The 23,681-nt window shown below is 50.3% G+C and carries 27 protein-coding genes and 1 riboswitch; of the genes, 23 read left to right on the top strand and 4 right to left on the bottom strand.

Translation table 11 applies throughout. The features are described from left to right. Positions 1-4 precede the first annotated feature (4 nt). Together ACQKPA_RS20360 and lipB are read left to right on the top strand one after the other, a co-directional pair. Positions 5-1,411, top strand: a complete 1,407-nt coding sequence (locus ACQKPA_RS20360; RefSeq protein ID WP_427494310.1) for a dihydrolipoamide acetyltransferase family protein — start codon at positions 5-7, stop codon at positions 1,409-1,411. Positions 1,412-1,533: 122 nt separating this feature from the next. Then, the gene (lipB, locus tag ACQKPA_RS20365) at positions 1,534-2,214 is read left to right on the top strand and encodes a lipoyl(octanoyl) transferase LipB (protein ID WP_427494311.1); all 681 of its coding nucleotides are present in this window, start codon (positions 1,534-1,536) and stop codon (positions 2,212-2,214) included. Positions 2,215-2,240: 26 nt separating this feature from the next. Here the strand turns inward: lipB and prli42 are convergent, their stop codons facing one another. Further along, entirely contained in the window at positions 2,241-2,342 is a 102-nt protein-coding gene (gene prli42, locus ACQKPA_RS20370; protein ID WP_015734477.1) for a stressosome-associated protein Prli42, read from the bottom strand. 114 nt (positions 2,343-2,456) lie between these two features. Here prli42 and ACQKPA_RS20375 point away from each other — a divergent pair, with 114 nt between their 5' ends. Beyond that, a complete protein-coding gene (locus tag ACQKPA_RS20375; protein ID WP_427494312.1) occupies positions 2,457-3,587 on the top strand; it encodes a tripeptidase T in 1,131 nt (376 codons plus the stop codon). Positions 3,588-3,665: 78 nt separating this feature from the next. On the opposite strand, the gene ACQKPA_RS20380 is transcribed toward ACQKPA_RS20375, so the two are convergent. Then, positions 3,666-4,877 (bottom strand): tetratricopeptide repeat protein, encoded by a 1,212-nt coding sequence (locus tag ACQKPA_RS20380; protein WP_427494313.1) that lies wholly within the window; start codon positions 4,875-4,877, stop codon positions 3,666-3,668. 103 nt (positions 4,878-4,980) lie between these two features. Next, positions 4,981-5,139: a Z-ring formation inhibitor MciZ gene (gene mciZ, locus ACQKPA_RS20385; RefSeq protein ID WP_427494314.1), complete on the bottom strand. Its 159-nt coding sequence runs from the start codon at positions 5,137-5,139 to the stop codon at positions 4,981-4,983. Between the two features lie 136 nt (positions 5,140-5,275). Here mciZ and ACQKPA_RS20390 point away from each other — a divergent pair, with 136 nt between their 5' ends. The 16 genes from ACQKPA_RS20390 (at position 5,276) to ACQKPA_RS20465 (ending at position 18,754) form a co-directional block, all read left to right on the top strand. Further along, positions 5,276-5,815, top strand: a complete 540-nt coding sequence (locus ACQKPA_RS20390; RefSeq protein WP_427494377.1) for an NUDIX domain-containing protein — start codon at positions 5,276-5,278, stop codon at positions 5,813-5,815. A 1-nt stretch (position 5,816) separates the two neighbouring features. Beyond that, positions 5,817-7,034 (top strand): endonuclease Q family protein, encoded by a 1,218-nt coding sequence (locus ACQKPA_RS20395; protein WP_427494315.1) that lies wholly within the window; start codon positions 5,817-5,819, stop codon positions 7,032-7,034. A gap of 86 nt (positions 7,035-7,120) precedes the next feature. Beyond that, entirely contained in the window at positions 7,121-7,744 is a 624-nt protein-coding gene (gene spoIIM / locus ACQKPA_RS20400) for a stage II sporulation protein M (RefSeq protein WP_427494316.1), read from the top strand. Between the two features lie 109 nt (positions 7,745-7,853). Next, positions 7,854-8,318 (top strand): Fur family transcriptional regulator, encoded by a 465-nt coding sequence (locus ACQKPA_RS20405; RefSeq protein ID WP_006209405.1) that lies wholly within the window; start codon positions 7,854-7,856, stop codon positions 8,316-8,318. A gap of 339 nt (positions 8,319-8,657) precedes the next feature. Continuing rightward, positions 8,658-8,891, top strand: a complete 234-nt coding sequence (locus ACQKPA_RS20410; RefSeq protein ID WP_100536268.1) for a YqzK family protein — start codon at positions 8,658-8,660, stop codon at positions 8,889-8,891. 43 nt (positions 8,892-8,934) lie between these two features. After that, positions 8,935-9,819, top strand: a complete 885-nt coding sequence (gene xerD, locus ACQKPA_RS20415; RefSeq protein WP_427494317.1) for a site-specific tyrosine recombinase XerD — start codon at positions 8,935-8,937, stop codon at positions 9,817-9,819. A 55-nt stretch (positions 9,820-9,874) separates the two neighbouring features. Continuing rightward, the gene (locus ACQKPA_RS20420) at positions 9,875-10,699 is read left to right on the top strand and encodes a purine-nucleoside phosphorylase (protein ID WP_427494318.1); all 825 of its coding nucleotides are present in this window, start codon (positions 9,875-9,877) and stop codon (positions 10,697-10,699) included. Positions 10,700-10,894: 195 nt separating this feature from the next. Then, a complete protein-coding gene (locus tag ACQKPA_RS20425; protein WP_427494319.1) occupies positions 10,895-12,085 on the top strand; it encodes a D-alanyl-D-alanine carboxypeptidase family protein in 1,191 nt (396 codons plus the stop codon). A 91-nt stretch (positions 12,086-12,176) separates the two neighbouring features. Continuing rightward, on the top strand, positions 12,177-12,530 hold the full coding sequence (spoIIAA, locus tag ACQKPA_RS20430; RefSeq protein WP_071223887.1) for an anti-sigma F factor antagonist: 354 nt from the start codon (positions 12,177-12,179) through the stop codon (positions 12,528-12,530). Continuing rightward, positions 12,527-12,985: an anti-sigma F factor gene (gene spoIIAB / locus ACQKPA_RS20435; protein WP_427494320.1), complete on the top strand. Its 459-nt coding sequence runs from the start codon at positions 12,527-12,529 to the stop codon at positions 12,983-12,985. Before spoIIAA ends, spoIIAB begins: the two co-directional genes overlap by 4 nt. Before the next feature lie 11 nt (positions 12,986-12,996). Next, positions 12,997-13,752: an RNA polymerase sporulation sigma factor SigF gene (gene sigF / locus ACQKPA_RS20440; RefSeq protein ID WP_006209412.1), complete on the top strand. Its 756-nt coding sequence runs from the start codon at positions 12,997-12,999 to the stop codon at positions 13,750-13,752. A 182-nt stretch (positions 13,753-13,934) separates the two neighbouring features. Further along, on the top strand, positions 13,935-14,579 hold the full coding sequence (locus tag ACQKPA_RS20445; protein WP_427494321.1) for a stage V sporulation protein AA: 645 nt from the start codon (positions 13,935-13,937) through the stop codon (positions 14,577-14,579). Further along, a complete protein-coding gene (locus ACQKPA_RS20450) occupies positions 14,576-15,004 on the top strand; it encodes a stage V sporulation protein AB (RefSeq protein ID WP_427494322.1) in 429 nt (142 codons plus the stop codon). The genes ACQKPA_RS20445 and ACQKPA_RS20450 overlap by 4 nt, the downstream gene beginning before the upstream one ends. Positions 15,005-15,027: 23 nt before the next feature. After that, a complete protein-coding gene (locus tag ACQKPA_RS20455) occupies positions 15,028-16,662 on the top strand; it encodes a spore germination protein (RefSeq protein ID WP_427494323.1) in 1,635 nt (544 codons plus the stop codon). A gap of 117 nt (positions 16,663-16,779) precedes the next feature. After that, positions 16,780-18,111: a diaminopimelate decarboxylase gene (lysA, locus tag ACQKPA_RS20460; protein WP_427494325.1), complete on the top strand. Its 1,332-nt coding sequence runs from the start codon at positions 16,780-16,782 to the stop codon at positions 18,109-18,111. Between the two features lie 211 nt (positions 18,112-18,322). Further along, complete coding sequence (locus ACQKPA_RS20465) at positions 18,323-18,754, top strand: peptidylprolyl isomerase (protein ID WP_427494326.1); 432 nt, start codon at positions 18,323-18,325, stop codon at positions 18,752-18,754. Positions 18,755-18,822: 68 nt separating this feature from the next. Here ACQKPA_RS20465 and ACQKPA_RS20470 read toward each other — a convergent pair whose 3' ends face one another. Beyond that, positions 18,823-19,224 (bottom strand): acyl-CoA thioesterase, encoded by a 402-nt coding sequence (locus ACQKPA_RS20470; protein WP_427494327.1) that lies wholly within the window; start codon positions 19,222-19,224, stop codon positions 18,823-18,825. Positions 19,225-19,424: 200 nt separating this feature from the next. Further along, positions 19,425-19,608: riboswitch (FMN riboswitch) on the top strand. A 269-nt stretch (positions 19,609-19,877) separates the two neighbouring features. Between ACQKPA_RS20470 and ribD the strand changes: the two genes are divergently transcribed. From ribD to ribH, 4 genes are all read left to right on the top strand, one after another. Next, positions 19,878-20,978, top strand: a complete 1,101-nt coding sequence (ribD, locus tag ACQKPA_RS20475; RefSeq protein ID WP_427494328.1) for a bifunctional diaminohydroxyphosphoribosylaminopyrimidine deaminase/5-amino-6-(5-phosphoribosylamino)uracil reductase RibD — start codon at positions 19,878-19,880, stop codon at positions 20,976-20,978. A 23-nt stretch (positions 20,979-21,001) separates the two neighbouring features. Beyond that, on the top strand, positions 21,002-21,670 hold the full coding sequence (gene ribE, locus ACQKPA_RS20480) for a riboflavin synthase (RefSeq protein ID WP_427494329.1): 669 nt from the start codon (positions 21,002-21,004) through the stop codon (positions 21,668-21,670). 48 nt (positions 21,671-21,718) lie between these two features. Beyond that, positions 21,719-22,957 (top strand): bifunctional 3,4-dihydroxy-2-butanone-4-phosphate synthase/GTP cyclohydrolase II, encoded by a 1,239-nt coding sequence (locus tag ACQKPA_RS20485; RefSeq protein ID WP_427494331.1) that lies wholly within the window; start codon positions 21,719-21,721, stop codon positions 22,955-22,957. A gap of 252 nt (positions 22,958-23,209) precedes the next feature. Next, positions 23,210-23,677 carry a 6,7-dimethyl-8-ribityllumazine synthase gene (ribH, locus tag ACQKPA_RS20490; protein WP_006209422.1) on the top strand — a complete coding sequence of 156 codons (468 nt, stop codon included), beginning with the start codon at positions 23,210-23,212 and terminating at the stop codon, positions 23,675-23,677. Positions 23,678-23,681 lie beyond the last annotated feature (4 nt).

Consider the following 23,681-nt stretch of genomic DNA (forward strand, 5'->3'; position numbering starts at 1 on the left):
GAGCATGTCACAAAATCAGAAATTGACCGATGTTACGATGCCTCAGCTGGCGGAATCCCTTGTTTCGGCGACCATTGCCAAGTGGCTGAAGAAGCCGGGGGATGCCATCGAGCAGTACGAACCGATCTGTGAAGTCATTACCGACAAAGTCAATGCCGAGATTCCATCCACCATGGACGGCGTCATGGGAGAGATTCTTGCCCAGGAGGGCCAGACCGTCAATGTTGGCGAGATCATTTGCCGGATCGCTGTCGCTTCCGGCCAAGGGGCAGATCCTTCGCACCAGCCGGCTGCAAATGCTCCCGTGATTCAGCATCAGGGAAGCGGCAGCGAAGAGGGTTCGATGCGTTTCCGGTATTCCCCGGCCGTACAAACACTGGCAGCCGAGCACCGGATTGATCTTTCGCGAGTACAGGGATCAGGTATGGGCGGCAGAATCACCCGTAAAGACGTATTGGCTTATATTGAAAAGGGAGGAGCAGCCCAAGGCCACGGCGCTCCTGCCGGGGCAGCATCAGCCCTGAGCGCCCAAGCACCAAAAGAAACGATACAGCCTAGCGGGACTTCGCCGTTTCAAGGGCTGCAGCATCAGACGCCTGCGGAACCGTCGCCTCCCCTTGGCACAGCCATTCCGGATGTGCGTCATTCCGGGCTGCATTTGACGGAATTGCCGAAAATTCCAACCATCGAAGTGGAAGGAATGGAAGGCGGACGATCGGAAGACTTTATCGATGTTACGCCGATGCGTAATGCGATCGCCAGAAACATGCGTCAAAGCGTGACGGAGATTCCGCACGCGTGGACGATGATTGAGGTCGACGTGACCAACATCGTATTGCTCCGTAACCAGCTGAAGGACGAGTTCAAGCGTAAGGAAGGGGTTAATCTGACCTACCTGGCCTTTTTGCTGAAAGCCGTTGTGAACGCAATTAAAGATTATCCGATCATGAATTCGTTTTGGGCCGTGGATAAAATCGTGGTGAAGCGCGATATCAATCTGTCCCTGGCCGTCGGAACGGAGGATTCCGTGCTGACGCCGGTCATCCACCGTGCCGATCAGAAGAATATTGCCGGCTTGGCTAGAGAGATCGAGGACCTTGCGCGCAAGACCCGCGAAGGTAAGCTGAAGCTGGACGACATGCAGGGCGGTACCTTTACGGTTAACAATACGGGATCCTTCGGTTCGATTCTGTCCTATCCGATCATCAACTACCCGCAGGCTGCGATTCTAACGTTTGAATCCATTGTTAAGAAGCCTGTGGTCATCAATGACATGATCGCTGTTCGTTCAATGGCGAATCTGTGTCTATCCCTCGATCATCGGATTTTGGACGGGGTTATCTGCGGAAGATTCCTGCAGCGGGTTAAAGATAACCTGGAAGGTTATACCCTGGATACGAAGCTTTATTAATGTTCTTCTATGCGTCTGCGGACTGATTCTTCGGAAGAAGGTTCGCAGACGTCATTCATACCAAAGTCAATTACAGGAGCATTCATTGGTAGTGGGAACCCTATGAAAGAAGGCGTTAGCACATGAATAAACCGTTAGATGTATCGTATACGCCGGTTGTAGATTATGGCATGGCTTGGGAGCTTCAGAAACAACATGTTTCCGCCATCGATCTGGGGGAGCAGCATGAATGCTTGATGCTTCTTCAGCATCCTCCGACCTATACCATGGGGTCACAGCGCCATCCGGAGCACTTGCTCCTAAGCAAAGAGGAATTGGAAAAACAGGGCATCGGCCTGTTTGAAATAGATCGTGGCGGTGACATTACATATCATGGTCCTGGACAGCTTGTCGGGTATCCGCTGTTGCTGCTGGACGGCGGCAAGAATTTGAATCTGCACGGTTTTCTACGCGACGTGGAGCAGGTCATCATCGATTACTTGGCATCATACAACATCGAAGCCGGCCGCAAACCCGAGTACACCGGGGTATGGGTAGGGGATTTGAAAATTTGCGCCATCGGCGTTAAATTCAATAAAGCCCGCCGGCATCGCGGATTTGTGACGAGCCATGGTTTTGCGTTCAATATTAAATCCGGGATCGCAGACGCGGGATTCGCGGGAATTATTCCATGCGGCATACAGGAATACGGTGTAACTTCATTGGAAGACTGTACGGGGCGGGTTTTTGAAGTAGAGGAAGTAGCCCGGGAGATCGTGCCTTTCTTCACCCGGGTATTTCCATATGAGGCTCGTTGGTTGTGACAGCAGGCGCTCGTAAATGCAGGGTGTCAGCGAAGGAACAATGGCTCCAGGATAACCAGCAGCGTTGATCCGACCATGGCAATCAGCATGAGATAGATAACAATTCGAAACCACTTTTTACGTTGCATTGTGTAACTCCTTTGAAATAGGTTTAATGATGAGCATACATGCAGCAGCATCATTTCATTGTGATAATAGATATAAAGACATTGTATCGTATCTGCGAAAGAGAGGGAAGTCCAGTGATCTCAGAAGAGCGTATCATCCAAGAGTTTATGGAATTGGTTCAGGTCGATAGCGAAACCAAGCATGAAGAAGAGATCTCCAAGGTTCTCAAACATAAATTTTCCGGTCTTGGCTTTGACGTCTTCGAAGATGATGCCAAGGAGAAGACAGGGCACGGAGCAGGAAATCTGATTATTACCTGGAAAGCGGACGAGGCGGCCTCGCAAGCGCCTAAACTGCTATTCACCTGCCATATGGATACCGTAACGCCCGGTAAAGGCATTAAGCCGACCTTGGGTGATGATGGCTGGATTCGAAGTGATGGAACGACTATCCTCGGGGCGGATGACAAAGCGGGCATCGCGGCACTGCTGGAAGGTATTCGGGTCATCCGGGAAAATAACATACCCCACGGACAAGTCCAGTTTGTCATTACGGTAGGTGAGGAATCGGGTTTGGTGGGAGCTCGGGCGCTTGACCCTGATTATTTGGATGCGGATCTCGGCTTTGCCCTGGATTCCAACGGGGAATTAGGATCCATTGCAGTTGCCGCACCGACCCAAGCGAAAATCAAAATGATTATCAAGGGCAAATCGGCTCACGCCGGAGTAAATCCGGAGGATGGCATCAGTGCCATTCAAGTCGCTTCAAAAGCGATAGCCAAAATGAAGCTGGGACGCATCGATAAAGAAACCACGGCAAATATCGGCAAGTTCCAGGGTGGAGGCGCAACCAACATCGTCTGTGACCATGTTCAGATTGATGCTGAAGCACGCAGTATCGTTCAAGAGAAAGTGGATAAGCAAGTAAATGATATGCGTGAGGCGCTCGAAACTACCGTGCGGGAGTACAATGCCAATTGTGAGTTCATTAGCGAGATTGTCTACCCGGCTTTCAGTTTTAATGAACATGATGAGGTCGTTCAGCTTGCGCAGCGTGCCATCGGCGGTTTGGGCTTGCCCACCCGCACGTTCCGCTCCGGAGGCGGTAGTGACGCCAACATTTTTAACGGTCTTGGAATTCCAACCGTCAATTTGGCGATTGGATATCAGGATATTCATACGACGCAGGAGCGCATTCAAGCAGCAGATTTGGTCAAGGCGGCGCAAATCGTTGTCGGGATCATTCAGGAAACGGCTAGGGCATAGTCGATCATCAGACATGAAGAAAGTGTATAAAGCCCGCGGCGGACGTTTTACGTCCCTGCGGGCTTTTAGATTTGTCTATTAATTCAAGGTTGCCAGGGGCGAGTGGTTCTCCCGTCTTTTTTGGGCAGGCGACCAAGCGGTATGCCAGTTCGAGTTCTCGACCACATGCAATGCAGCATTGATGTTGTCTAGGTATTGTTCAATCTCTTTTCTCGCCACTGCCGAGGAATACTGTTCCTCAAGGCGGGCAGAGAGGGAGATCAAGGCTGACTGCAAATAACAAGCAGCTTCGCCGAATCGTATCTCTGTACGCCCGGGATAAGTCACTCTAAGCTGCTCGAACAGGGATGCAGCCTCATCATATTTTCCTTGATCATATAAATGCTCTGCCGCTATAAAGCATACTTTCATACAATTGCTGTCCTGCTCTTGAAGCGGCAGCGCTTCTAATTGGTTTAATTTTGAAATTGCGAGTCCTCTGTAGCCTTCATCATAAAGAAAACAGATCAGAGCATAATAAGCATGCTCGCCGCTATGGGTAAGCAGATGTTCGGCTATGGATATCATATTAAGCGAAACGGCAGCGTGTGCTAATTCTAACGTATCCGACATGGCGATAAATCGGTCAGGGATCGAATGGTTTATGTTCCACTCGCAGAGCTGCCTGATTCTGGCCAGCTGAGCCCCTTCAGACGTTCTCGGACGAGGCAGCTCGCGCAGGTGGTGAGTTGAATCGCGTAGGTAACTATCGATGAGCTGCATGGCTTCAGATCCTTGACCCGTCATGATCAGGCAAGCTGCATACTGGATACAGGTATCTGGATATAAACTCCCCTGTTTAGCAAAACAATGGGCAGCTTCCGGATACGCTCCGATGTAGAATAGTGATCTGCCAACCATGATGTTGGAAGCCGGAAAGCTCCTTGTTTCGTCCAGGAGCCGTTCACAAATCGTGTGGTCTGAAATCCCCTGTATGTGCAGGAGTGCAGCCCACTGGTTAAGAGCCTCTTGGACGTAGGTACCGGAATGCTGTACAACGGTTCTGAAAGCTTCCTCCGATTTGCCGAAGGAACGCATCCGCATGCTCAATAACCCGTATTCGAGCCAGCTTAGATCAACTTCCTTCCATCCCGAGCTCGTCTTGTCGGTTGGGGCGGATTGCGCAGCTTCCTTGAAGCTCTTTAACGCCTTCTCAAGATACCCGCGTCTTTTGTACCACTTACCGCGCTCATATTCAGTTGAAGGTGGATTAGTAATTGGTTCGGTTTCAATAATAGGTATATGTCGCATGTCGAAGCCTCCCAATGTTATAACACCCTTATAGGTGTAAAGGTCATGGTCCGTATTCGAAAAAAATAGAAAAAAGTCGAAAATCAGGTCGTAAGACCTAATTTCACTGTCTGTTTTCGTAATTATTTTTAGAAGACTTAGAAATTATATCCATAATTTTCGTTTCCGAGCCCCATTGCTGTTGCCACTGTTTCAGCATGATCCGTATCTGCCAGGCCTGTCCTACCATATGTACTGAATGATCCCCTTTGTAGCTTTTCATGGGCAGCTTCCTTCTTTCTTGTAAATTTTGATATAATACACCTTATGCAATAGCATGGTCAGTCATGCCGTTTTTAAACAAAGGAGGTCATTTTGTGAGCGATATCGGCAGTAAGAACCGAGAAGCCTCGGATAAAATGCTGGAAGAAACCACCCTGTCTACCCAATCGATTTTTGAAGGGAAGATTATTTCACTGCAGGTCGATACGGTGAAGCTGCCAAATGGAGGGACCGCGAAACGTGAAGTTGTCAGACACCCCGGCGCAGTAGCGGTGCTTGCCTTAAAGGGCGACAAAATGTTGGCCGTCAATCAATTTCGTCAGCCGCTTGGGCGATGCGAGGTTGAAATCCCTGCGGGCAAGCTGGAGCGGGGGGAAGATCCGCTGGAAGCGGCGAAGCGCGAACTACAGGAAGAAACGGGTTATTCGTGCGGTTCCATTCGCAAACTGCATTCCTTTTATACCTCCCCGGGATTTGCAGATGAGATCATTCACTTATATTTGGCAGAGGATCTGGTCAGCGGCGACATGAACCCGGATGAGGATGAATTTATAGAGATGATGGAAATCTCGCTGGAAGAGGCGTATTCACTCATACAAGAAGAAAGAATCAGCGATGCGAAGACCATTCTCGCTGTTTATGCTTGGAATATGTATAGTCTGACGGGAAAGATCTGATATGCTGCAGCCTGAAAAGAACATGTCAACCGGGGAGAAGCTTCAGTCCTATTACTGCGACATGCACATTCATATTGGGCGCACAAGCAGCGGACAAGCTGTGAAAATTAGCGCAAGTAACAATTTGACCTTTGAGAATATAGCCGTGGAGGCCTCGGAGCGTAAAGGCATCCAAATGATCGGTATCATCGATTGCCATTCTCCTTCGGTACAGCACGATATACTCCAATGTTTGGACAGCGGCGTCATGCAGGAGATAGATGGAGGCGGAATCGCGTATCAGGATACGGTGATCCTGCTTGGAAGCGAGATTGAAATTCGCGAAAGCGGCCGTGGCGCAGCCCATGTGCTGGCCTATTTCCCTGACCTGAACACCATTCAGGAGTTCTCTGTCTGGATGGCAAAATACATGAAGAACGTGCAGCTTAGTTCGCAGCGGATCTACGTCAGCCCTCGTGAGCTGCAGCAGGAGATTTTGGATCGCGGCGGGCTGCTGATACCTGCACACGTCTTTACACCTCACAAGGGACTGTACGGCAACATGGCGGATCGTATGAGCGAGGTGCTGGACCTGAACGGGATTGCGGGAATAGAGCTTGGACTCAGTGCCGATTCCTCGATGGCAGGGCGGATAAGCGAACTGGACGCCTACTCCTTTCTGACCAATTCGGATGCGCATTCGCTTGGGAAAATCGGCAGGGAATACAACCGGATCGATATGGCGAAGCCTTCATTTACCGAATTTCGCCAGGCTCTTGGAACAAGTAACGGTCGAAGAATCAGCGCGAACTACGGGCTTAATCCCAGACTCGGAAAATACCATCGTACTTACTGCGGCGGCTGCGACAGCATTCTGGAGGAGGGCAGCGATATTCATGAATTGGTGCGCTGCCCTTACTGCGGGAGCACCAAGCTGGTGCAGGGCGTGTTTGATCGGATTCTGAACATCGCTGACCGGAAAGAGCCCATGGTACCGCAAAGCCGGCCGGCATATCACTATCAGGTTCCGCTAGAGTTCATCCCGGGCCTTGGCAAATCGTCGATGTCGAAGCTGCTGGGGGCTTTCGGCACCGAAATGAAAATCCTTCACCAGGCTACGGAAGCGGAGCTTGCCGCTGTTGCCGGAGAAGGGCTCGCTGCCAGCATTGTGATGGCTAGGAACGGGACGTTGTCCTTGTCGGATGGCGGTGGAGGCTCTTACGGGAAGGTTCTCCGCTAAATCGATCAACTCTTTCAATCGCAGGTCATACAAGAAGGGTGATGGTCATAGAGTAGAGTAGAGACACAGAAAGGAGACTCTATTCTATGCAATCATTCCGCCAAGCCTTTAAGGATCAGACCATGCTCTATGTGTTCGTAGGCGTCTTGTTTTTAGTTGGCGTCCTGTTTGGAGCGTTGATGGTCAATGCACTTTCATTGGAGCAGCAGCAGGAGATGGCCCGATATTTAAACCACTTTTTTGTAAATGTGCAGGACGGTGGAGAAACCATGAGTCAGTCTTCTTTCTGGAGCATCGCAGCCCTTCATCTGAAATGGATCGGTTTGATATGGATTCTGGGATTGTCCGTTATCGGGCTTCCGGGAATATTGATATTGGACTTCTTAAAAGGAGTGCTTATTGGGTTTACGGTCGGCTACTTGGTCGGACAGTATTCTTGGAAAGGCCTGCTGTTCGCCTTGGTGTCGATTGCGCCGCAAAATTTGTTCATCATCCCCGTGCTCATGATGTGCAGCGTAGCGGCGATAACCTTCTCTCTATACATCATCAGGGACCGGTTTATTATGAATCGCGGCGGGAGCATGTTAAAGCCCTTTGCTTCGTATGCGATGCTGACCTTTTTCATGGTCCTGTTAACGCTCGGCGTCGCTTCTTTTGAAACCTGGGTAACCCCGGCCATGATGCGCTGGGTCACGCCGATGTTGCTATAATCCGCGAATTTTTCCATTAAGCAAAACCGTTTGACTTTGTTTGTCAAATCCCCCTATAATGAAGGAAGTGAACAATAACGTGCAGTGATTTCCAAGGGGGAGGGAAACGATGGAAGCGCGGATCGACAAAATTAAGCAGCAGCTACAATCCCAAGGATACAAATTAACGCCCCAACGGGAAGCCACGGTAAGCGTATTGTTGGAAAATGAAGACGACCACCTTAGCGCAGAGGATGTATTTATGCTCGTGAAAGAGAAGGCTCCGGAGATCGGTCTGGCAACCGTGTACCGTACCCTAGAGCTGCTCAGTGAGCTTCATGTTGTCGAGAAGATAAATTTTGGCGATGGTGTCGCCCGTTATGACTTGCGGACGGATACTTCGAAGCATCACCATCATCATTTGATATGTACTCAATGTGGAAGCATGGATGAGATACGCGAGGATTGGCTCGGTCCATTGGAAGAACGGTTAGAGCGAGAGTTTAACTTTACCGTTCATGACCATCGGCTTGATTTCCATGGCATATGCTACCGTTGCAAAGAGAAGGGCAAGAATGACCAGGACAAATCATAATTTTATATCATTCAACAAACCGCAGTGATGATCATCACGGCAAGCCCTCTACGGCGGTAAGCCGGGAGGGTTTTTTAGATGGTAACCAAAATATATATGGAACATGCACGAGTTCGTATCGTTCACGCAAGACAATCTATCATTCTACATCATCCATGTACGTCGATAAGACGTTTTTTTTATTCTACCCCAATAACCGCCAAGTCCCAATGACTGAAGAACATCAGAGAAAAAGCCGTCATAATCCAGCAGCTTGTATCATAGGCTTTACGTGAAGTAAACCTGTAATACCCACTTTCACTTGGTGATCAATGCAAAGATGAAAGAGAGGCGCTGCCAGTGATTATATCGATCCGAAAAATAGGCTCACTGATCCGATTTATTACGATGTTTGCCGTTCTGACGATGTTTTTTTACTTCGTGCTGGGATGGGTTGGAGATTGGCTGACCCCAGTGGATCCTTACCGAGCGCCTTCCGGTCAAGCGGTTAAGGCTTTTCAGCCTGAAAGCACCATGGACTCCCGATATTCGCCGGCGGAACGTCTGCGATTGTACTACTGGTATGGGGAGTGATCGTGCTTGTAAAGGGCACACGGGAATAGGAGCAAAAAAGATTATGAAACAATATCTGGACGAATATGTAATCTATCTGGAAGAGGAAAAAGGGCTGTCCCGAAGTACGATTGAATCGTACCGGGCCGACCTGCAAGGATTCATTGCCTTTGCAGAGGAAAGAGACGTTATCCATCCGCATGAAGTTACACGAACCATGCTTGGATTATACATGGGAAGACTGAGGCAGCAGGGCAAGGCGGCATCAAGCCAACTTCGCTGCACGGCTTCCTTGCGTTCCTTTTTTCAATATTTGGTGCGTCAAGCCGTTATAGGACAAGATCCGACCCAGCTGCTGGATAATCCGAAGCCGGAACGGAAGCCGCCCAAGTCGCTAACCATTGAGCAGGTAGACAAGCTGCTGTCGGCTCCGGATTCCGGCACCCCTCAGGGGGCCCGGGACAAAGCGATGCTGGAGCTGCTATATGCTTCAGGTATTAAGGTGTCGGAATTGGTAAATTTGAATACGCATGACATAAATATGGAGATGCGATTTCTGCGCTGTGCCGTTTCCGGAGGGAAGGAGCGAATTCTTCCAATTACCCAGATCGCAGCCGAGAGCGTGGCTGTTTATATACAAGACATGCGGGACAAGCTGATTCGTGATGCGGATGAGGATGCATTATTCCTGAATTCACTCGGTACGCGCTTGACACGGCAGGGATTTTGGAAAATTATTAAAAAGTATGGCAAGCTGGCCGATATCGATGAGGAGATCACGCCGCATACCCTTCGCCATTCGTTTGCCATTCATTTGCTGCAGAACGGCGCCGACTTGCGTTCGGTTCAGGAGATGCTGGGTCACTCGGCATTATCCACTACCGGCATGTATCAATCCACCAAGAAAAGCATGAAGGAAGTATATGATCATTTTCACCCGAGATCTTAGTGGGACCTGCTCCACCAGGATCTACAACTTATTCTCAGTTAGGAGAGGTATGAATATGAGTTCAATTCATCAGGAAAGCATTAAGGAAGCAGCGGCATACATACGCGAGCAGAAGGGCGTCGAGCCCCAGGTCGGCCTGATTTTGGGTTCGGGACTCGGCGTGCTGGCAGAATTAATTGAGAACCCGGTCTCCATTCCGTACACGGACATTCCTCATTTTCCTGTGTCCACCGTAGAAGGCCATGAAGGAGAACTGCTGCTGGGCACGATTCACGATCGACCTGTCGTTCTGATGAAGGGCCGTTTCCATATGTATGAAGGCTATGGTCCGGAAGTGACGGCTTTCCCGGTGCGCGTCATGAAAGAGCTGGGCGTGAAGAGTCTGCTGGTTACCAATGCGGCAGGCGGCATCAATACGTCCTTCGAGCCGGGTGACCTCATGCTGATCTCCGATCATCTGAACATGACAGGCACCAACCCGTTAATCGGGCCAAATGATCCGGATCTTGGCGTTCGGTTCCCGGATATGTCCCAGGCATACAGCCGTCAGCTTCGCCAATTGGCAAAAGAAGTGGCGGTGGGACAGGGCATTGCGCTGAGAGAAGGGGTCTATGCGGGTTTGCTCGGACCAACCTATGAAACGCCTGCCGAGATCGTCATGCTGCGTACGCTCGGCGCGGATGCGGTAGGCATGTCCACGGTGTCTGAGGTCATTGTGGCCAGACATGCCGGTCTTGAAGTGCTGGGCATCTCTTGCATCAGCAACATGGCAGCCGGAATATTGGATCAGCCGCTATCCCATGACGAGGTTATGGAGACTGCTGAGAAGGTCCGGGAGAAATTCCTTGCGCTTGTCATGGCCATTATCCCAAAAATGTAATAACCCATTTTAGCAAGGGGCTGGGCTCCGGCGGATTTATATCTGCCGGGTCCAGCCTTTTTGCTGTGTTCCTTTAAGATCAAGGCGATAATATTTCCGTAAAATACTGGAATAATTTGTTTTCATCCTGACGACAATGAATAGCAGACCCGTTATTTTTCGGGATGCCATTACGAATGTCAGGAGGGGATGGAAGTGAAAAAAGCGTTAATCGCTGGATTGCTGGTTCTATTTGTAGGGTTGTCCAGTGCGGCTGTACCAAGTTATGCAGAAGAAAAAAGCAAACCCGGCGAAGGATCATCTCAAGAGGAACTGGCACCAGGTGCTCGTTCTGCTATATTGCTGGATGCGGATACCGGAACCATTATTTACGAGAAAAACAGCCATGATAAGCTGCCTCCGGCGAGCATCACCAAGATCATGACGATGCTGCTTACGATGGAGGCCATCGATGAAGGACAATTGCAGTGGACGGATAAGGTGCGTACCAGCGAATATGCGGCCTCCATGGGCGGGTCGCAGATCTTTCTTGAGCCCGGCGAAGAAATGACGGTGGATGAGATGCTCAAAGGCATAGCCATGGCATCAGGCAATGATGCCTCCGTCGCGGTGGCAGAGAAAATTGCCGGCTCAGAGGAAGCCTTTGTGAAGCTGATGAACGAGAAAGCGGCCGAGCTGGGAATGAAGGATACACATTTTGTGAACTGCAACGGACTTCCTGCAGAGAATCACTATACTTCGGCCCACGACATTGCGGTCATGAGCCGGGAGCTACTGAAATATGACCAGATCACCAAATATACGGGCGCCTATCAGGATTATTTACGTAAAGATTCAGAAAAACCGTTCTGGCTGGTCAACACGAACAAGCTGGTTCGATTCTACACGGGTGCTGACGGATTGAAAACCGGATACACGTCAGAGGCCAAATTCTGTTTATCGGCAACGGCCAAACGGGACGGACTGCGCGCTGTTGCTGTTGTCATGGGAGCTCCGGATACAAAGACTCGGAATAATGAAGTATCTCGCATGTTTGACTATGCCTTCTCCCAGTATTCGATGCATTCCATCTATAAACCGGGTGAAGTGTTAGGTATCGTGAAGGTCCAGAAGGGAACCGTGCCTGAGATCTCGATTCAAGCGGATAAAGATTACAGCGTGCTGGTTAAGAAGGGCGTAAAAAGTCCGGATATCCGTCATGAAATTCAGATGGACCCGAATTTGAAGGCACCGATAGCCGCCGGACAAGTCGTCGGCAAGCTAACGGTGTATCAAGGTGATCGCGTAGTGAAGGAGTTCGAGCTGACATCTCCTGTCGAGGTGAAGAAGGCCGGATTCTGGAAACTGTTCAAACGGACAACCGGCAAGTTGTTTCATGTAGATTAATAGGAGTTTTCTTCTAGTTTTGTCGGGATGCAGGAATGTCTTTTTCAAATGTAGAAATCTTTGTTCATGTCAGGGAGGAGAGTGAGCAAACATGAATCTGCATGTTGATATGGAGCATCACAGGCATGTACTGATCGTCCGTCTGTCCGGGGAACTGGATCATCACACGGCCGATCATGTCCGGATGCAGCTGGATGAAGCTATTCAGAGACGTCAAACAGAGCATTTGGTGCTGAGCTTAAAGGACTTGGACTTTATGGACAGCTCGGGACTTGGGGTCATCCTGGGACGCTATAAATTCATCAAGCAAAAAGGCGGAAAGATGGCGGTATGCGATGTCAAGCCGCAGGTTTACCGCTTGCTTGAAATGTCGGGGCTGTTCAAGATCATGCCGATATATGAGAACGAGAGCACGGCACTCTCGGGTTTGGAGGTAGTGTCATGAGTGAAGGAAGAGCACAGCATAATTTTATGACTCTGCAGTTTGCCGCAAAGTCGGAAAACGAATCCTTTGCCCGTGTCGCCGTAGCTGCGTTCATCTCCCAGATGGATCCCAACATGGATGAGCTGAGTGACCTGAAAACGGTAGTCTCCGAAGCGGTCACAAACAGCATTATCCACGGTTACGATAGTGATCCGGATGGGGTTGTCAAGATTGAAGCCTCCATAGACGGGGATATGATCACGCTGTGCATTGAAGATTCCGGCCATGGGATCGAAGACTTGGAGATGGCCAAGCAGCCGCTTTATACATCAAAGCCAGAGCTGGAGCGATCCGGCATGGGATTCACCATCATGGAAAATTTCATGGACGAATTTGAAGTGGTCAGCGAACCAGGCAGCGGTACGTCGATCAAAATGAAAAAGAGGATCGAATCTAAGAAAGCTTTATATAATTAGGGGTTGGACAAATGGATGCCGATGTGAAGAAAACTTCGCAGACTTATTTGGACGACGCGGAGGTCAAACGACTCATTGCACTTAGCCAAAGCGGGGATAATGTCGCCCGGGACACGCTCGTCAACTGTAATATTCGTCTTGTCTGGTCTGTCGTTCAGCGGTTTATGAACCGGGGGTATGAGCCTGATGATCTGTTTCAGATCGGCTGTATCGGTCTCCTTAAATCCGTGGACAAGTTCGATCTCAGTTATGACGTAAAGTTCTCGACCTATGCCGTACCGATGATCATCGGAGAAATTCAGCGCTTCTTAAGGGACGACGGGACCTTGAAGGTCAGCCGTTCGCTTAAGGAAATGGCCAACAAAGTCAGGAAGAAGCGGGACGAGCTGTCCAAGCAGCTCGATCGCCTTCCAACGGTGAAAGAGGTTGCCGAAGAGCTTGGGGTAACCCCCGAGGAAGTGGTGTTTGCCCAAGAGGCGAACAAACCGCCAACCTCGATTCATGAGACCGTATTTGAAAATGACGGGGATCCCATCACGCTAATGGATCAGATTGCTGATGAATCGCAGGAACGATGGTTCGACAAGCTGGCCTTAAATGAAGCGATAGGTGGCTTGACCGAACGGGAGCGGCTCATTGTATATCTGCGGTATTATCGGGATCAGACGCAGTCGGAAGTTGCCAGCCGGCTGGGCATATCCCAAGTACAGGTATCGCGACTTGAGAAAAAAATATTGCAGAGCATACGGAACGAGATCGCGCAGTAGCGGCTCGCAGCCCGTTATTCTTAAGACATGCTCAAACTGACGCCGCCCTTAGGGGACGGCGTCTTTTCATTTTTAACAACCTCCTTGTTGATGTGGCGGATAAAGAAAGTATGGTAAATCCGAGTAGAAAGGAGAGAGATTTCCCATACTAACGGTAATTTAGCAGTAAAGGAGTGTTTCGGATGAAGGTTAATCCCACTCCGACGGTGTTTCTGCAGCTAAGGAGCCGCATACGGTTACCAAGAAACCAAACCGTCAAACTAGGTGATGTCGCCTTCATTGTCTGCGAGCCCGAATGGGAGAAACGGCTTAGAGCCCTGCCACTTACGCAGCCGAAGGATATTGATGGCAACCGCCTTGTCATGGATCTGATACAAATCATCCCGAAGATTCAAGCCTTGATCCCTGGCGCCCATATTGAACCGATGGGAAACCAACATACCCTGGTGGAGCTCATTGGTCCGGAGAGCAAGCGCTCCAAATTGTGGTTCCCGCTCATTTGGCTGCTCTTGTTTTTCGGTTCGGCGCTGACCATTATGAACTTCCATGCCGACGTCAACATGCTCGAGGTACAGATCCGAATCGTCGAGATGGTGACCGGAAAAAGGGACGAGCATCCCTATTTGTTCCAGATTGCATACTCGCTCGGGCTCGGATTCGGAATGACGGTGTTCTTCAATCATTTGTTCAAGAAAAAATGGAATGAAGAACCGACCCCGCTTGAGGTGGAAATGTACCTCTACCAGGAGAATCTGGATCAGTTCGTGGTCGCCGAAGAATATCGGAAAATGAACGCCGGAGCGGATACGACAGGTAAGGAACCATGATGTTGTCCGTTATGCAAGGGATATTCACCACTGTTCTTGGCGTAGCTGGGGGCATCGCCGTCGGCGGCGGCGTCATTGCACTCATTATCGTGCTGGACATCATCCCGAGATTGTCCCAACTGACGGCAACTTACAGCCGGGTCCATTGGTATGAAGGGGCTTTAATTGCCGGATCTTTTATCGGCACGGTGGCCGATTTCTGGCGATGGTCCGTTCCTTTGGGACCAGTTGTGAGTACCGTGATCGGATTGATGTGCGGGATATTCATCGGCATGCTGGCAGCCGCATTGACGGAAGTATTGAATGTATTGCCGATTCTGGCCAAGCGGCTCCGGTTGACGGGGTATTTGTTCGGTCTTCTTATGGCCATGGTCGCAGGCAAGGTAGCGGGCTCTCTGTTCGACTGGTTTGTTTACAGCAAGTGACAGTTAAGGCTAGGAGGTAGGTTATGGACGAGAAAACAACATATAACGGCGAACGGGAGACCGATATTCCGATCATTCCACCATTGGAGATCAAAGCATTGGAGGAACAGGAGCTGGCGGAGAAGAGGGAGGCTGAAACCTCCAACAGCACCGAGGAATCCGTCATCTACTGGCAGCACACAGACCATGTCCCCGCAAAGCTGAGTGAACTGAAAAAAGTGCTTAAGGAAGTTATCGGTCTAGGGGTTTCTTTTGATGTGGTATTCCGTGAAATGAACTTTGCCGGCAGAAATGCGGGGCTTCTCTTCTTAAACGGCTTCACGAATGATGCCGTGGTGACGGATATACTGACAAGGCTGACGTACCTGACACCGGAGGATGTGAGCAATCAGGCACTTACCGAGATGATGACCCGCTATATTCCCCATGTCCAAGTGGAGCGGGATACAAGACTCAGCAAAGTGATTAACGAAGTGCTCTCCGGTATATGTGCGCTGTTCATTGAGGATGCGCATTCCGCCATCTTGTTGGATACCCGGAAATATCCCGTGCGCGGGCTCGAAGAGCCTGCAGTGGAACGTGTCGTTCGCGGCGCAAGGGATGGGTTTACGGAGACGCTCGTTACCAACGTGAACCTGGTGCGAAGACGGGTTCGTGATCCGGGACTTCATGTCGAGGTCATGAAGGTCGGAAGGCGGACGAGAACGGATGTGTGCCTGCTTTTCATTGATGACATCGTGGACCGGACCCAGGTTGAAGCGATTCGCGGAAAAATCAAGGAAGTGGATTTAGAGGGGCTTCCTCTCGGAGATAAGCAGCTCGAAGAAGCGATAGTGAACAAAGGCTGGCATCCTTTTCCGCTGGTCCGATATTCGGAACGGCCGGATGTTGTATCCTCCCATCTGCTCGAAGGCCGAATTGTTGTCATGGTAGATACTTCACCGAGCGTGATGATTATGCCAACCACGTTTTTGGATCTCTGTCAGCATGCCGAGGAGAATCGGCAGACCCCGTTTATGGGGACATATCTCCGCTGGATACGTTTTATAGGCATTTTTGCATCCATGTTCCTGCTCCCGCTGTGGATGCTGCTTGTTGTCCATCCTGAACTGAAGCCGCCGGGACTCGAAATCATCGGTCCGCAGGAGAACGCAAAAATTCCGATTATCCTGCAGTTTCTGATCGTTGAATTCGGCGTGGATTTGCTCCGCTTGGCAGCCGTTCATACACCGACACCGCTAGCGTCGGCGATGGGGTTGATCGCTGCGATTTTGATCGGTGATATCGCTGTTAAGACCGGATTGTTTGTCAACGAGGTCGTCCTGTATATGGCTGTTGCGTCTATTGGGATGTACGCGACCCCGAGTTATGAGCTAGGACTTGCTAACCGGATGGTCAGGCTGCTCCTTCTGCTTGCAACAGCCCTGTTCGGGGTGAAGGGCTTTGTCATCGGGACGACGCTTCTGATTCTGCTCTTGACTACACACCGTTCCTACAATTCCTCTTACTTGTGGCCATTTATACCATTTAGTGCAAAAGCGATGGGCGAAATTTTGTTCCGCAAACCGCTGCTTCTATCAAGAAGACGCCCGGCCCACAATAAAACGCGCGACAACACCAAAATGGGCCCTGAAATGAATCCGAGAGGCGAGCAATAACAATAACACAAATGTTGTGTTGAAAAATCCATTTTGATTACCTTCCGTTGTCTGCTATACTGTGAACAATTATTCGATTACCCTATTTTGAATCAATGGATCGGAGGAATTGTAAGCATGTTTTTACACGGTACAAGCAAGATTAACGATCAGGGGCATTTGGAAATCGGCGGGTGTGACACATCCGATTTGAAAGCTCAATATGGAACACCACTATATATTGTAGACGAGCAGTCGGTTCGCAATCGTTGCCGGGAATACATCGAGGCCTTCAAGGCGTCGGGCTTGAAGTTCCAAGTGGCGTATGCAAGTAAGGCGTTTTGCGTGATGGCCATGTGCCAATTGGCCGACCAGGAAGGTATGTCGCTTGACGTCGTATCAGACGGAGAGCTGTTCACCGCACTTGAAGCCGGGTTCCCGGCAGAACGGATTCATTTCCACGGAAATAATAAAACCCCGGAAGAGATTGAGATGGCGCTGGATGCGGAAATTGGCTGTTTCGTTGTCGATAACGTAGTTGAACTGCATATGCTGCAAGCGATTGCTGCCGAGAAGAATCGGAAGGTCAACATTCTGCTTCGCGTGACACCGGGTGTTGAGGCTCATACGCATGAGTATATCTCAACAGGCCAAACGGATTCGAAATTTGGCTTTGATATCGGCAACGGCTCAGCATATGAAGCGGTGAAGCTTGCCGAGGCTCAAGCGAATATTCATCTGATGGGTATTCATTCCCATATCGGCTCCCAGATTTTTGAGGTGGAAGGCTTTCAGATGGCTGTTCAGCGCGTAGCTGAATTCGCGGCTTCCGTTAAAGAAGGTTTGGGGGTTGTATTCAAGGTTGTGAACCTTGGGGGTGGTTTCGGTATCCGTTACGTGGATGGCGATACGCCGCTTCAAGTATCCCAGTATGTAAAAGCGATCACGGATGCCGTGAAGTCTCATTTTGCGGGCCTTGGCTCCGAGCTTCCTGAAATTTGGGTGGAACCGGGCCGGAGCATTGTTGGTGATGCAGGCACCACCCTGTATACGGTGGGCACGAGCAAGGATATTCCCGGAGTGCGTAAATACGTTGCCGTAGACGGCGGAATGACGGACAACCCGCGCCCTGCGCTGTACGAGTCGAAATATGAAGCGCTGCTCGCGAACCGGGCGAATGAGAAGCCGGAAGAAACGGTATCCATTGCCGGCAAGTGCTGTGAGAGCGGAGACATGCTCATATGGGACCTGGAGCTTCCGAAGGTAGCAACAGGTGATTTGCTGGCCGTATCCTGCACAGGCGCATACAACTATTCCATGGCTAGCAATTACAACCGGATCCGCAAACCTGCGGTCGTGTTCGTGAAGGACGGACAGAGCAAGCTTGTCGTACGCCGTGAGTCGCTTGCGGACATCATCAGCCATGATGTCGTGCCGGCAAGTGTAACCAAAGAAACCGTAACCAATTAAACGGATGTCTGTTTTACGGCTCTAAAATCCAAGAGGGCCCGCCAATGCCTCCGGCTGCGGTCAGGGCTCTTTGGTTTGCCTTGGACTTGATATGTGATGTGTAAACGGGGGACAAGATCGTTTTGCTTCGAAGCTCAATTCATAGTAAACTATAGAATGCATTGTAAAAAAATCGATTAAAGCGTTCTAATAACGGAAGGAGATAACACATATGGCTAAAAAAGCGAAGATCACATTAGAGAACGGCAAAGAGGTAGTGCTTGATCTGTTCGAGAAGGATGCACCGAATACGGTAGCTAATTTTGAGAAATTGGCGAACTCCGGTTTTTATAACGGTCTTGTATTTCACCGCGTAATCCCTGGGTTCGTTGCTCAAGGCGGCTGCCCACAGGGAACGGGAACCGGCGGTCCTGGCTATACCATCAACTGCGAGATCAACCCTAACAAGCATGAGCGTGGAAGCTTGGCCATGGCGCATGCCGGCCGCAACACGGGCGGAAGCCAGTTCTATGTATGCTACGAGCCGCAGCCGCATCTGGACGGACAACATACGGTGTTCGGTAAAGTTGTAGAGGGCATGGAGTACGTGGATGCATTCAAAGGCCGCGACAAAATGGAAAAAGTAGAAGTATACGAAGCGTAACCATTAGCTTCTGTTCAGGACAGGCTCACTCATAAGGGTGAGCCTGTTTTTAATATTCCGGGGAGGGTTTACGCAGGGTCAGGGAATAATTGGCGGAGCTCCTCCGGAACAGGCCGGCTTTTTCGAGTATGTACATCCATCGCCACACTGGTAACGGCGGCATCCGCGCACAGCTCTCCCTGTTCGTTGTATATCGTCTGAATCAGCACATAACTCGTACGACCCATAGCTTGCGGTTCAGTCACGATCGTCAGCCGTTCCCCCTGGCCGCACTCCTTGCGGTAATTAATATTGATATTGACGGTAACGGTCTGGACGCCGAGCCGTTTCAGTATGTCATATTGAAGATTTCCTGCTTCGTACCATTCCTCACGGCCCCATTCCAGATATTCCAGGTATTTGGCGTTGTTTACATGTCCGTTGACGTCGATTTCCGTAGGACGGACGACAATGTCCAGCGAAGTTTTCATCGTTGCGGGCTCCTTTTCAACTGTATCAAGTTCCCGTGTTTATCCTATTAAACTGTTCTCCCTTCGGGGAGAATTCTCCTTCTACATTCAATACACATATTGGTATTAAGTTATAAACTTTAAAAAAGTTAGTCATTTTTTCTTGCAATTTTCAAAAGGTGGTGATAAGATTCTTCATAAGATCAAACAATTTCATATGTTTAATCCTTCGGGGCAGGGTGAAATTCCCTACCGGCGGTGATGATCGCAGTGATTGAGCTTTAGAGAGCAGATATCTGCGTCTTAGTCCGTGACCCGGATATGCGTGTGTTGTTACACACCGTATGCGGTGGACCTGGTGAAAATCCGGGACCGACAGTATAGTCTGGATGGGAGAAGGAGTGAAAGACACATAAGCAACATGTGCTATTTGTGTCTGTGCACACAACGCGATATGCGTTATGTGCAGGTTTTCACATGCAATTCAAACCTGTGCTTGCGATGATTTGATGTCTCCGGTAACAGATTTGAATCGTTTGTTATAGGCAAAACCTGTGATCATAACGGTTATTTAGCGTGTCGATTATTAACTTCCATCAAGCCCTGTTAAGGATTCCCCGAATCTTTGGCAGGGCTTTTTTTTGTGTGAACGTTGAGAAAGGGGCATGTTTAGCATGGATATCGTCAACGATGAATTCTATATGTCACTTGCGCTGGACCTGGCTGAACGTGCTCAGGGCCAAACCGGGATTAATCCGGTTGTTGGGTGTGTCGTCGTTAAGGATGGCGCGCTTGCAGGGGTGGGAACACATCTGGAGCGCGGAACACAACACGCTGAAGTTCATGCCCTGAATATGGCTGGCAGCAAAGCAGCGGGCAGTACGGTGTACGTGACACTGGAGCCCTGCAGTCACTACGGTACGACGCCGCCATGCAGCGAGAGGCTGATTGCCGAGGGTGTTCAGCGAGTGGTTGTTGCTTGCGAGGACCCCAATCCTCTCGTTGCGGGCAATGGGATCCAAATGCTGCGCGCAGCGGGAATCCGGGTTGAAACGGGCCTCCTTAAGGAACGTGCTCTTCGCTTGAACGAAACCTTTATTAAATTCATTACGACGGGTCAGCCCTTCGTAACGTTAAAGACAGCCAGCACGCTGGACGGCAAGATCGCTTCGAAAACCGGTGATAGCAAGTGGATATCCAATGAGGAATCAAGAGAGCTTGTGCATACGCTGCGTCATCGTCACCAGGGGATCATGGTTGGCGTGTCTACCGTTATCGCGGATAATCCAAGCCTGACGACGAGGCTTGGCGTGGAAGGCTTGCATCCGGTTAGGATCATTGTCGATTCCAGCTTGCGAATCCCGCTCGACAGCCATGTCGTGACAGACGGATTGGCGCCGACGTGGATCTTGACGACGGAGCAGGCGGATGAGAAGAAGCGGTCCGTGCTGGAAGTGCAGGGAGTTCAGGTCATCCCCTGCGGGCCAGGACCGCGTGTGGATCTGAAGGCTGCACTGGTGAAGCTGGGGCAGAAGGGGATTGCCTCCATTTTGTTGGAAGGTGGGGGGACGCTGAATGGCTCGATGCTGGAACAGAAGCTGGTGGATCGGCTCATCCAGTTCATCGCCCCTAAGATTATTGGTGGATACGATGCCCCAGGAAATTACATGTTCAGCGGGTATGAGCAGATGAATCAAGCGATTCAGCTGACAGGACTTGAGACCGAAAGACTTGGAGAAAATATTTACGTCACCGGGATTCCGGTCTGGAAATAAGGAGAAAGAAAGGAGGGATGCCTGTGTTTACTGGATTGGTTGAGGAGATCGGCGAGATGAGGCGGATCGGACGGAAAGGCGAAGCCATGCTGTTGAGCATCTCCGCTAGCCGGATTATGGATGATTTAAAGCTGGGAGACAGCGTATCCGTTAATGGTGTTTGCTTGACAGCTACAACCATTGACAAAGGGATATTTACGGTGGACGTGATGCCGGAAACCTATAGAAATACAAATCTTAAGGAACTGCAGCCAGGCGGAAAGGTGAATCTGGAACGGGCGATGGCGGCCGGAGGCAGATTTGGAGGCCATATCGTTCAGGGGCACGTGGATGGCGTCGGCGTCATTCGCAGCGTGCAGGCAGATCAGAATGCCGTGGTATACGAGATTGCCCCCGCGAATGGGGACATATTCAAATATATCATTCCGAAAGGCTCCATCACACTGGATGGAATCAGCTTGACCGTTGTCAAAACGACAGATTCCTCCTTTACGGTATCCATCATCCCCCATACGCTGGCGGAGACGGTGCTGGCTTATAAAAAAGCAGGCGATTCGATTAATATCGAATGTGACATTTTAGGGAAATATGTAGATCACCTGCTGCATTACGGCTCGGAAGGAGCCGGTAGCAAAGGCGGGACAAAACCGGGGATCAGCAGGGATTATCTTGCGGAGCACGGATTTGCCTGAGCCGGGTGATTCACATAGAGTCTCCATGAGGAATAAGGAGGAGTAGGGATGGATGAGCGCTTTTCATTTCATACAATCGAAGAGGCGTTAACCGATTTGAAGGAAGGCAAGGTCGTCATTGTCGTAGATGATGAAGACCGTGAGAATGAGGGGGATTTTATCGCATTAGCAGATAAGGCAACCCCGGAGGTCATTAATTTTATGATCACCGAAGGCCGTGGGCTCGTATGTTTGCCCATGACGCAGGCCAGAGCCCAGGAGCTCGACCTCAAACCGATGGTTACCCAAAATACGGACTTTCATGGAACGGCCTTTACGGTTTCCATTGATCATAAGGATACTACGACAGGCATATCGGCCTATGAGCGGTCCATCACCGTCAAAGGCATCTTGGATTCGAATGCATCTGCGTCCGATTTCAGAAGACCGGGTCATATGTTCCCGCTGATCGCAAAAGATGGAGGTGTCCTGCGCCGGACAGGACATACGGAGGCCGCTGTCGATCTTGCCAGATTGAGCGGCTCCTATCCGGCCGGCGTCATCTGCGAGGTAATCAAGGAAGACGGCACAATGGCACGGCTGCCGGATCTCGTGGAGATTGCGAAGAAGCATGATCTGAAGCTGATTAGCATCAAGGATCTGATTCATTACCGCAATGAAAAAGAAAAGCTTGTCCAGCGAGAGGTAGCTGTGCGGATGCCGACCGACTTCGGCGTGTTTCAGGCCGTGGCCTACACCAACGACGTGGACAATAAAGAGCATGTTGCCTTGGTAAAAGGGGAGATCGACGGGAATGAGCCTGTTCTCGTGCGGGTGCATTCCGAATGCCTGACAGGAGATGTGTTTCACTCCCATCGCTGCGATTGCGGTCCCCAGTTCGAGGCGGCACTCCGCCAAATCGATGAAGCAGGCAGAGGCGTTCTTCTCTACATGCGCCAGGAGGGGCGGGGCATCGGCTTGATCAACAAATTGAAAGCCTACAAACTCCAAGAAGAGGGACTCGACACCGTGGACGCCAACCTGAAGCTTGGCTTTGCGGCAGATCTGCGCGATTACGGCATCGGAGCCCAGATCCTGAAGGATCTTGGGATCAGAAAGATCCGCTTGCTGACAAACAATCCCCGCAAAATCAAAGGCCTTGAAGGTTATGGTCTTGAGGTTGTAGAGCGCGTTCCGATCCAAATGCCGGAGAACGAGGATAACACGGGCTACCTGCATACCAAGCAAGCCAAGCTCGGTCATATGATGAAATTCAGTGATATCGAGCAGAACGAGAGCACCAACTAATCACCACATAACAAAAGGTCAATCATGGGGAGGTTCGACTTCTTGGAATGACTCAGCGAAGAGGACGGAATGCTGCTGGAGAAGCGCCAGCGTTCGCCTTTAAATCCTGATTTCTTCCTTAAAAAAATAGATCATGAAACCAGGATTTAACAGCGATCGGAAGCAGCAGCCGTCAGCGCAGCGGCATCAAGAACCGAAGTGATTCCCCATGTTTGACCATATAAACTCCAAACCGAAAGGAAGTCATTCATCATGGCAACTATATTTGAAGGTAAATTAGTATCCGAGGGTCTAAAGTACGGGATCGTCGTAGGTCGATTCAACGAATTCATCACCAGCAAGCTGCTGAGCGGCGCACTGGACGCATTGAAGCGTCACGGCGCACAGGAGAACGAAGTCGATGTCGCATGGGTGCCGGGTGCGTTTGAAATCCCGCTGATTGCCCAAAAAATGGCAGAGAGCGGCAAATACGATGCAATCATCACCTTGGGAACCGTCATTCGCGGGTCCACTACGCACTATGATTATGTATGTAACGAAGTGGCCAAGGGGGTATCCGCGATTAACCTGAAGACCGGTGTGCCAACGATTTTCGGTGTCGTTACGACGGAAAATATCGAACAAGCCGTGGAGCGTGCGGGAACGAAGGCCGGCAATAAAGGCTGGGATTCGGCCATGGCAGCCATCGAAATGGCGAACTTGACGAAAAGCCTAAAATAGTGCT

It is taken from the genome of Paenibacillus sp. NPDC093718, assembly GCF_050279985.1.
GTDB lineage: Bacteria > Bacillota > Bacilli > Paenibacillales > Paenibacillaceae > Paenibacillus_AQ.